Raw genomic sequence first — 10558 nt, 5'->3', positions numbered from 1 at the left:
GTGCAGACCCTGCTCGGCCACACCGACATCAACGCCACTGAGATCTACACCCAGGTACAGAGACGCAGGATCTTCGATATGCACCAACGATTCCATCCCCGGTCCGGGGCCCGTCACCGATGAATGGCCCAGCCCGGATCCCTGCCCCTACGGTCATCACGGCCCACGTCAACGCCGACTTCGACGCCCTGGCGTCCATGATCGCTGCCGGAAAGCTCTATCCCGAAGCCGTCCTGGTCTTCCCCGGAAGCCAGGAGAAGAATCTCAAAAATTTCTTCATCCAGAGCGCCACGTATCTCTTCAACTTCAAGGCCGCCAAGGACGTGGACCAGACCACGGTCCGGACATTGGTCGTGGTCGATACCCGCCAGCGCTCCCGGGTGGTCCACATGGCCCAGGCACTGGACAATCATGGACTGACGATCCACGTCTACGACCATCACCCCGAATCGGACGAGGACCTTCCGGCCGATTTCGCCGATGTCCGGCCCTGGGGCTCGACCACGACCATCATGGTCGAACACATCCGCGAACGGAACCTGAGCCTGACCCCGGACGAGGCCACGATCCTGGCCCTGGGCATCTACGAGGATACGGGCTGTTTCACCTTCACGTCCACCACCAGCCACGAGTTCATGGCCGCGGCCTGGCTTTCGGACCAGGGCATGGACCTGAACATGGTCTCGGACATGGTCAACCGGGACTTGAACGCGGAGCAGATCTCCATCCTGAACGATCTGCTGGACTCGGCCGTCACCCACCGCATCAACGGGGTGGACGTCATCATCGCCGAGGTCACCCTCGACCGCTACGTTGGGGATTTCGCCCTGTTGGCCCACAAACTTCTGGACATGGAAAATATCCGGGTCCTCTTCGCCCTGGGCCGCATGCAGGACCGCATCCAGGTGGTGGCCCGCAGCCGGAACCCAGAGTTCGACGTGGGCCAAATCTGCTCTTCCCTGGGCGGCGGGGGCCACGCCTTTGCCGCTTCGGCCTCCATCAAGGATCGGACCCTGTCCCAGGTCAAGGACGAGCTCTTCGGACTTCTCTACTCTCTGAGCAATCCGCAGCTGGAGGTCAAGACCCTCATGTCGGCCCCCGTGGTCTCCGTGGACAAGACCAGAACCCTCCAGCAGGCCGCCGAAACCATGACCCGCTTCGGACTCAAGGCCGTGCCCGTGGTCGATCCGGGCACTGAACATTGTGTTGGCATCCTCGAACATCAGGTAGCCGAAAAGGCCGTGGCCCACGGCCTTGGTCCGATCCAGATCCGGGAGTACATGCTTCGGGACGTGGCCTCGGTGACTCCCGAGGACGACCTGTACCGGGTCATGGAAATCATCCTCGGCCAGCGCCAGCGTCTTGTCCCGGTGATCGAGGACGGCCGTCTGGCCGGTGTCCTGACCCGAACCGACCTCATCAACATCCTGGTCAAGGAACCGTCGAGATTTCCGGAGTCCCTCATTCCGGGCCGGCAGCAGGAACGAAACGTCACCCGGCTCATGCAGGACAGATTGCCCCGGGACATTCACGACCTCCTGATCAGGGCCGGACGCATCGCCGAGTCCATGGGCTGCGAACTATTCTGCGTCGGCGGGTTCGTCCGGGACATTCTCCTGGGCCTGCCCAACACCGACATCGACCTCGTGGTCGAAAGTGACGGCATCGTTTTCGCCCACCGCTTGGCCGACGAAATCGGCGGCCGGGTCAGACCCCACATCAAATTCAAAACCGCCGTCGTCATCCTGGACGACGGCCGCAAAATCGACGTAGCCACGGCCCGGCTCGAGTACTACGAATATCCGGCCGCCCTGCCCACGGTGGAGCTCTCGTCCATCAAAATGGATCTCTTCCGGAGGGACTTCACCATCAACGCCCTGGCCGTGCATCTCAACCCCGCCCGACTCGGGACCCTGGTCGATTTTTTCGGCGGCCAGCAGGACATGAAAAATCGGGCCATCCGCGTCCTCCACTCCCTGAGCTTCGTCGAAGACCCGACCCGGATCATCCGGGCCATCCGCTTCGAGCAGCGGTTCGGCTTCACCATCGGCAAGCAGACCGAACGGCTGATCAAGAACGCCATGGACCTGGGCATCTTTCACCGCCTGTCCGGGGCCAGGATCCTTCACGAATTCCAGCATCTTCTGGAGGAAAAGGACCCCCTGGCCTGTCTGGACCGCATGAACCAGTTTCAGCTCCTGGAGGCCATCCATCCCAAGCTCCAGCTGACCCAAAACCGGCGGGCCATTTTGACCGAAATCTCAGAAGTCGTCACTTGGTACCGTCTCCTCTACCGGGAGCAACGGCCCGAGATCTGGCTGCTCTATCTTTTAGGCCTCTGCTCGGGCATGGACGAGGACGAGACCAGGGCCATGGCGGCCAGGCTGAACTTCACCACCCGCCAGACCCGGAACTTCCTCGGTCTTCGTGAATCCGTAAAAGAAGTGGTGGGCCGCATCTTCAACTGGCAGCAAGGCCCAAGACTCATGAGCGAGCTGGTTCGAATGCTCGAACAGATGAGTCTGGAAGGCGTTCTGTTCATCATGGCCCGCAGCCGCAAGGACGACACCCGCAAGGCCATCTCCCTCTATCTGACCCGGTTCCAGGGCCTTGCCACCGACGTTAAGGGTCAGGACCTCAAGGATCTCGGTCTCCGGCCGGGGCCGGTCTTCGGGCGAATCATGAATGCAATTAAGGACGCCCTCCTGGACGAACGGGTCAAGACCAGGGAGGAGCAACTCGCCCTGGCCAAGGACCTGGCCGCGGCCTCCAGAGACCATGAAAGGTCCTCGGACGGGGCACTGGGAGATGCGCCCCCGGCTTGACCGCGCCTGGGGCTTGCTGTATCGCCTTTTCCTTGTTGTCACGGATGGGCGACGCATCCAAAAAACGTCGCAACAAGCTGAATGTAAAGAAAATTTTCAACACAACCCAACACGGAGGACTGAGGAATGAGAACCCGATTCCAGACCATGACCCTTTTCCTGGTCGCCCTGGCCTTTTGCCTGGCCCCCCTGACGGCCCTGGCCGTCTCCCTTGAAACGGCCATTGAACAGGGAGAGGCCAAGGTACAGCCCGAGTACGACAAGAACGTGGCCGAGGTCGCCGAAAAAATCGTTGACAAGACCATCACCTTCGCCTCCGATGCCACCTGGCCGCCCATGGAGTTCGTGGACGAGAGCAAGAACATCGTCGGATTCAGCGTGGACCTGGTCAACGCCATGGCCAAGGCCGGCGGTTTCACCCCGGTCATCAAGAACACCGCCTGGGACGGCATCTTCGCCGGACTCATCGCCGGGAAGTATGACGCCGTCTCCTCGTCCGTGACCATCACCGAGGAACGTCAGAAGGCCATGGACTTCTCCGAGCCCTATTTCGAGGTCAAGCAGGGCGTGGTCGTCAAGGACGGCTCAGCCATCAAAACCCAGGACGACCTGAAGGGCAAGAAGGTCGGCGCGCAGATCGGGACCACCGGGTTTTTCACCTCCAAGCGACTGGTCGGCGACTCCAATTCCAAGAGCTACGACGAGGTCGGTCTGGCCATTGCCGATCTGGCCAACGGCCGTCTCGACGCCGTCATCTGTGACGACGCCGTGGCCGCGGACTATGCCCTGACCAATCCCGAATACAAGGAATCGCTGAACTTGGCCTTCCTTGTCGAATCCGACACCCCCGAGTATCTGGGCTTTGCCGTCCAAAAGGGTGACGCGGCCACTCTGGCCGTCATCAACGCCTCCTTGGCCAAGATCAAGGCCTCCGGCGAATACGACGAGATCTTCAAGAAGTGGTTCGGCTCCAACTAGCCGAACGGCCGCAGGGGACGGGCCCGCTTCCAGGGCCCGTCCCGACCGGAGGACACCGTTCATGACCGACAAGAAAGTGACCATCGATGTCGGGGACGGGGCGGCGATCCCCTCCCACAAGGACCGGGGTCTGTTCAACGCCTGGTGGATTTCACTCATCGGAGCCATCGGATTCGTTGTCTATCTCTGCCTGAACCGGCCGGACCCGTACTGGCGCGTCCTAAAATTCATCCCCGACGGAGTGCTGGTCACATTCGAGGTCACCATTCTCTCCATCATGGTGGCCTTGGTCCTCGGCCTCTTCACAGGCCTGGGCCGGATATCCAAGAACAAGGCCGTCAACCTGGTCGCATCCACATACGTCGAGGTCATCCGGGGCATACCCCTTCTGGTCCAGCTCTTCTACATCTACTTCGCCCTGGGCCAAATATTCTCCAAGCTTCCGGATTCCAACGTCGTCTTTGTCTTCCTGAAGAACATGCCTCCGCTGGTGGCCGCCGTCACGGCCATGGGATTCTGCTACGGGGCCTACATGGGCGAAGTCTTCCGGGCGGGCATCGAATCCATTGACAAGGGGCAGACCGAGGCCGCCCGATCACTGGGCTTCACCCGTCGTCAGACCATGTTCCTTGTCATCCTTCCCCAGGCCTGGCGAACCATCCTTCCTCCGGTGGGCAACGAGTTCATCGCCCTGCTCAAGGACAGCTCCCTGGTGTCCATCCTGGCCGTGTCCGACATTCTCCGCAGGGGCCGGGAATTCGCCTCGGAGACCTTCTTCTATTTCGAAGCCTATACCATGGTCGCCCTGATCTACCTCATCATCACCCTCGTTCTGTCCAAGATCGTCAGCGCGATGGAACACAGGCTCAACTACTATGACCGGCGCTAAGAACATCATCGAAATCAGAAACGTCTCCAAATTCTTCGGCCCGCTCAAGGCCCTGGACAACGTCTCCCTGACCATCGAACCCCGGGAAAAGGTGGTCATCATCGGCCCCAGCGGCTCCGGAAAATCGACCCTCCTGCGGTCCATCAACCGCCTGGAGGAGGTCGACAGGGGCACCATCGTCGTCGACGGCCAGGAGGTCACCGGGCGCACCTGCGACATCAACAAGGTCCGCATGGAACTGGGCATGGTCTTCCAGAACTTCAATCTCTTCCCGCACAAGACCGTGCTCCAGAATCTAACCATGGCCCCCCGGAAATTGAAGAAAGTTCCGGCCGATCTCGCCGAACGCACGGCCATGGACCTGCTCCGCAAGGTCGGCATCCAGGACAAGTCCGCCGCCTACCCGGCCCAGCTCTCCGGAGGTCAGCAACAGCGGGTGGCCATCGCCAGGGCCCTGGCCATGAATCCGAAGATCATGCTCTTCGACGAACCCACCTCGGCCCTGGACCCGGAGATGATCGGCGAGGTCCTGGACGTCATGGTCAACCTGGCTCGAGAGGGCATGACCATGGTCGTGGTCACCCATGAAATGGGTTTTGCCCGGGAAGTGGCCGACAGGGTGGTCTTCATGGACGCCGGCCAAATCGTCGAGCAGGGCACGCCCGAGCATTTCTTCACCGCTCCCGAGCACCCGCGTACCAAAAAATTTCTGAGCCAGATCCTCTAACCGAGGCGTTGTCGGCAACGCCTGAATCTGATAGTCGAACATGAAGAACCTCTGGGCCCCCTGGCGCATCGACTACATTCTCGGCCCCAAGCCGGACGAATGCGTGTTCTGTCTTCCGGCGCACACCGGCGATGACGAGGACCGGCTGATTCTGCTTCGCCGCAGGCATTGTTTCGTGATCATGAACAAATTTCCCTACAACAACGGTCATCTCATGGTCACGCCCTATCGTCACGTCCAGAACATCACCGCCCTGAACCGGGAGGAACTGCATGAGACGATGGAAACCATGCAGGACTGCGTCGCCGTCATCGAACGGGCCTTCAACCGTCCCCCCGGAATGAACATCGGTCTGAACATCGGGGAGGCCGCCGGTGCCGGGATTAGGGAGCACCTCCATTTCCACATTGTTCCCCGGTGGGTGGGCGACAATTCCTTCATGGCCGTCATGGCCGAAACCTCGGTAGTCCCGGAGCACCTCCGGTCCACATACGCCCGACTCAAACCGTATTTCGACCAACTCTAGCCGGAACAGTCCAACCAAGGAGTCCAACATGCGCTATATCAAAGTGCTCGGCCTAGTCCTCATCTTCTTCTTCTCCATGCTCTTCTTCGTTCAGAATACCGAACTGCTGACCAACGGCATGGTCTTGAAGCTTCAGATCTTCAGCTATCAGTTCACCAGCCAGGAGATCCCCTTCTACCTCCTGATCCTCGGGGGATTCGTAGTCGGCTCGGTCCTGTCCCTGCTCTATTTCCTGACCGACAAAATCCGCATGGCAAACCAAGCCAAGCTTCTGGAAAAACGGATCCAGGCCCTGGACAAGGAACTGAACTCCCTGCGGACCATGCCCCTCGGCAACGAAGCATACAAGCCCGTCGAAAACGGGACTCCAAAATAGGGTTTTCGGAGTTCGCTCCGGCCCATGTCCGGACAACTCCGGGCAGGCGCAGACCATGCCTTCCCTGTTCAAAATCTTCAGACCGTCCAGGCGGATGTCTGATTGTTCCTCCGCCGAATCCGGGTCCCCGCTAGGCCACGAAGCCTCCTTCAGGGACACCAGAGCGGCCATCGACCAGCTCAGCCAGGTCGTCCGAAACAATCCGGACGCCGTCGAGATCTACCTGGCCTTGGGGAATCTCTTCCGGTCCCAGGGCGACCTGGAGCGGGCCATTCAGATCCGCAACACCCTCATCGTCCGCTCCGGCCTCGACGAACGATTCAAGGCTAAGGCCTGGCTCGAACTCGGCCGAGACTACAAGCGGGCAGGTTTTCTGGACCGAGCCCAACAGGCCTTGGACGAGGCCCGCAAGACCCTACGCGACGATCCGGCCATCCTAGCCGAACTCTTGAGGCTCTCGGCCACGGCGGGCGACTTCTCCAACGCCGCCGAGTACGCGTCCCTTCTTGAGGACCGCATCGCCCAGGCCCACTATCTCGTCCGCCAGGCCATGGTCCACGGAGAAGCGGACCAGACAGCACTCAGGGCCAAACTTCTGAAGAGGGCCCTTCAGATTTATCCGGGATCCGTCGAGGCCTGGATCGAAGGCCTCAAGGACGCCTACGCCCGGTCCGACTGGAGAGAAACGGCCAAGCAGATGAGCCGGGCCACCGCCTCGGTAGCTCCAGGCCTGCGTTTCGTCCTCTTTGAAAGCCTCCTCGGATTCGCTGCCCAGGGGGCCGAAGACGGTCCACCCATGCGGCCTGAGTGTACTGCCCGGCTCCTTCCGGTCATTGAGGGCCTCTCCCAGGATCTTCTCCTCTACTACTATGGATCCCTCCTGCTCATCCACGGTCAAGACTACGAGCAGGCCAGGTCCTGGCTGGAAAAGACACTTATCCTCCATCCGGATTTCTGGCCTGCCAGGCTCGAACTTCTCCTTCTGTCCGCCGAGCTCCAGGAACTCAGCGCCGCCTTCAAGGTCCAGCTGGAATTCTTCCTGGAAAAGGCCCGCATGGTCAAAAAATTCGTCTGCTCGAGCTGCGGCCTCAAGCGGGAGGCCGTCTTCTTCCACTGCCCCCGTTGCGAGGCCTGGCACTCCATCACCTTCCGCCTGGCCCTGAACGACTAGAGGCCCCCATGTCGGCCCCGAAACTTACCCCCATGATGCAGCAGTATCTGGACATCAAGTCCGAGTACCCCGATGCCCTGCTCTTCTACCGCATGGGAGATTTCTACGAACTCTTCTTTGAAGACGCCGAGATCACGGCCAGGGAACTCCAGATCGCCCTGACCACCCGCAATCCCCAGGCCGAGCACAAGATTCCCATGTGCGGAGTACCTCACCACGCCGTGGACGAGTACCTCCGCCAGCTTTTGGACAAGCGATACAAGGTGGCCATCTGCGATCAGATGGAAGACCCGGCCAAGGCCAAGGGACTGGTCCGCCGGGAGGTGACCAGGGTCTTGACTCCCGGCACCGTGGTCGACGATCTGAGTCTAGAAGGCAGGTCCGACAACTTCCTGGCCGCCCTGTTCTGGGACAAGACTCGGGGTGGAGGCCTGGCCTGGGCCGATTTCTCCACCGGACAATGGTCGGGCATCTATGCCCGCACCGAGGACCGCCTCTGGCAATGGGCCGTAAAGATGGCCCCTCGGGAGCTTCTGCTCGACCGGACCATGGAACTCCCTCCCATGGCCGTTTCCCTGACTCCGGCCGTGACCCGGGTTCCATCCCCTTCCTACTTCGACTTCAAATCCGGACGGGAAAGACTCCTCCGGTTCCAGGCCGTGGCCTCTCTGGATATCCTTGACCTCCAGTACAAACCCGGATTGGTCTGCGCCTGCGGAGCGCTGCTCTCCTACATGCAGACCACCCAGAAATCCGACCCCACACATCTGGCCCCATTTTCGCCCCTGAACCTGAGCCGGTTTCTTCAACTCGACGAGGTCACCGAGCGAAACCTTGAACTGTTCGTCCGCATGGACGGCCGATCCGGCCCCGGAACTCTCTGGAACGCCCTGAATCACACCAGGACGCCCATGGGCACCCGGTTGCTGAAGGACCGGCTCCGTCGACCGTGGAAGGAGATGGGGCCAATAAAGCGCCAGCAGGAGGCCGTAGACTTTTTCGTTCAGGACGACGCCTGGCGTGAGCATCTTCGACGTCTCCTGGACGAAGTCTTCGACATTGAGCGCCTGTCCACTAGAATCCATCTCCAGCGAGCCATGCCCCGGGACTTTGTATGCCTGCGCCAGAGTCTGGCGATCCTGCCCTCCCTGCTCCAATCCCTGGCCTCCCGGCCCGGATCCCCCCCGGTCCTGGATCAGATCATACGCCAATGGGACGACGTGACTGAACTGGCCGACATCCTCATCCAGGCAGTGCGCGACAACCCGCCGCAGCAGATCACCGAGGGGGGCATCTTCCGCAGGGGCTTCGATCCCGAGCTCGACGAGTTCATCGAACTGGCCGAGCACGGCCAGTCTGCTCTGGACGATCTTCTGGAAAAGGAACGCTCCGCGCACGGCCTGCCCAAACTCAAACTGGGGTTCAACAGGGTCTTCGGCCACTATTTCGAACTGGGCTCGGCCCACAAGGGCCCGATTCCGGACCATTTCATCCGCCGCCAAACCCTGGCCAACGCCGAGCGCTACGTGACCGAGGATCTCAAGGCCCTGGAAGAAAAACTCGTCTCAGCCTCAGACCGCCGCAGGGCCAAGGAATACGAACTCTTCGTCCGCCTACGAGCCGACGTGGCCGCCTTTCGGAGTCGCCTCGTAGCCGTGGCCCGGCGCCTAGCCGAAGTCGATGTCTGGCAGTGTCTGGCCCAGACCGCCCGGCAATGGGAATGGACCAGACCCGAGGTCCACGTCGGCCTGGGACTGACGATTAGGGGCGGCCGCCATCCGGCCGTGGAGGAATGTCAGGGCCGGGCCGCCTTCATTCCCAACGACCTAGTCCTCGACGAGCGCGACCGCCTGGCCTTGGTCACCGGACCGAACATGGCCGGCAAGTCCACGGTCCTGCGCCAAGTAGCCATCATCTGCATTCTGGCTCAAATCGGATCCTTCGTCCCGGCAGAATCGGCCAGCCTGGGTCTCTGCGACCGAGTATTCTCCAGAGTCGGAGCCTCGGACAATTTGGCCATGGGACAGAGCACCTTCATGGTCGAGATGATCGAGACCGCCCGCATCCTTCGCCAGGCCGGCAAGCGGAGCCTGGTCGTTCTGGACGAGATCGGCCGGGGCACCAGCACCTTCGACGGACTGTCTCTGGCCTGGGCCGTCATCGAAGAACTGGCCAGACGGCACGGTGGAATCCGGACCCTGTTTGCCACCCATTACCACGAATTGACCGTGCTTGATGGAAAAATTCCGGGCATCAAGAATCTGAACATCGCCGTCAAGGAATGGGGCGGGGAGATCGTCTTTCTGCGACGGCTCGTCCCCGGTCCGGCCGACCGCAGCTACGGCATCGAGGTCGCCAAGCTGGCCGGGGTTCCAGCAGGGGTGGTCAACCGGGCACGTGAAATCCTCAAAACTCTTGAAGACAAGGCCCGCCCCCAGGAACGGTCGAAGATCCGCTCCACTTCCCGTGCCCTACCCGGACTAGGTCCTGCCGGGCCGGAGCTTACCATGACCTCCGACGGCCCGACCCACCCGATCGTTGCAGAACTTCAGACCCTGGACACAAACACCCTAACCCCTTTGGAGGCCCTGACCATCATGAGTGACTGGAAGAACAAATGGGGCCTGAAATGAGGCTGACCCGAGCCGTTTTCCTGGCCCTGACCGCCGTCCTGATCCTTCTGGCCCCCGGATGCGGCAAAAAGGTCTGGCCCGAACCCGACGCCAGGGAGGACATCTTCTTTTGGGGAGACGTGGACTTCATGTTCGAAGACGGCTGTCTGAACATTTCGGCGATTCTGGAAGGGGCCTCCGGGAACCTTTCACGGATCGAACTCGAGCTCGAGTTCGCCGACCAGACCTGCCCTTCCTGCCCCTTTGTCGCACATCGGACGTCACCTTTGGAGCTGGACTCCCCGCAAGTCTGGCGGAACCAAAACAGGGTCCGGATCAAATACTGCCAGATTCCACCAGACACTCCCTTTCGCTGGCGGCTGGTCGGAAAAAACATCTACGAGGCCATCGCCCCGGTGGCCAGCCAGGTATTCAGCCCCATTGACCTTGAGAC

The 10558-nt window shown here is 60.9% G+C and carries 9 protein-coding genes; all 9 read left to right on the top strand.

Annotation, left to right across the window (positions count from 1 at the left end):
• Positions 1 to 119: 119 nt before the first annotated feature.
• Positions 120 to 2825 (top strand): CBS domain-containing protein, encoded by a 2706-nt coding sequence (locus tag EOM25_09685; GenBank protein ID NCC25446.1) that lies wholly within the window; start codon positions 120 to 122, stop codon positions 2823 to 2825.
• 147 nt (positions 2826 to 2972) lie between these two features.
• Positions 2973 to 3803 (top strand): basic amino acid ABC transporter substrate-binding protein, encoded by an 831-nt coding sequence (locus tag EOM25_09680; protein NCC25445.1) that lies wholly within the window; start codon positions 2973 to 2975, stop codon positions 3801 to 3803.
• A 61-nt stretch (positions 3804 to 3864) separates the two neighbouring features.
• Entirely contained in the window at positions 3865 to 4692 is an 828-nt protein-coding gene (locus EOM25_09675) for an amino acid ABC transporter permease (GenBank protein NCC25444.1), read from the top strand.
• Positions 4679 to 5419 carry an amino acid ABC transporter ATP-binding protein gene (locus EOM25_09670; protein ID NCC25443.1) on the top strand — a complete coding sequence of 247 codons (741 nt, stop codon included), beginning with the start codon at positions 4679 to 4681 and terminating at the stop codon, positions 5417 to 5419. The genes EOM25_09675 and EOM25_09670 overlap by 14 nt, the downstream gene beginning before the upstream one ends.
• 40 nt (positions 5420 to 5459) lie before the next feature.
• Positions 5460 to 5945 (top strand): HIT domain-containing protein, encoded by a 486-nt coding sequence (locus tag EOM25_09665; GenBank protein ID NCC25442.1) that lies wholly within the window; start codon positions 5460 to 5462, stop codon positions 5943 to 5945.
• Between the two features lie 28 nt (positions 5946 to 5973).
• Positions 5974 to 6321 carry a LapA family protein gene (locus EOM25_09660; GenBank protein NCC25441.1) on the top strand — a complete coding sequence of 116 codons (348 nt, stop codon included), beginning with the start codon at positions 5974 to 5976 and terminating at the stop codon, positions 6319 to 6321.
• A 55-nt stretch (positions 6322 to 6376) separates the two neighbouring features.
• Positions 6377 to 7492 carry a tetratricopeptide repeat protein gene (locus EOM25_09655; GenBank protein ID NCC25440.1) on the top strand — a complete coding sequence of 372 codons (1116 nt, stop codon included), beginning with the start codon at positions 6377 to 6379 and terminating at the stop codon, positions 7490 to 7492.
• Positions 7493 to 7500: 8 nt separating this feature from the next.
• Positions 7501 to 10125, top strand: coding sequence for a DNA mismatch repair protein MutS (mutS, locus tag EOM25_09650; protein NCC25439.1), 2625 nt, complete (start codon positions 7501 to 7503; stop codon positions 10123 to 10125).
• Positions 10110 to 10558: hypothetical protein (locus EOM25_09645; protein ID NCC25438.1), on the top strand; the 449-nt coding region annotated here is incomplete at its 3' end. The genes mutS and EOM25_09645, both read left to right, overlap by 16 nt.

The organism is Deltaproteobacteria bacterium (assembly GCA_009929795.1).
Taxonomy (GTDB): domain Bacteria; phylum Desulfobacterota; class Desulfovibrionia; order Desulfovibrionales; family Desulfomicrobiaceae; genus RZZR01.
The sequence above is the reverse complement of the archived record's forward strand: the minus strand, read 5'-3'. Positions and strand labels throughout refer to the sequence as shown.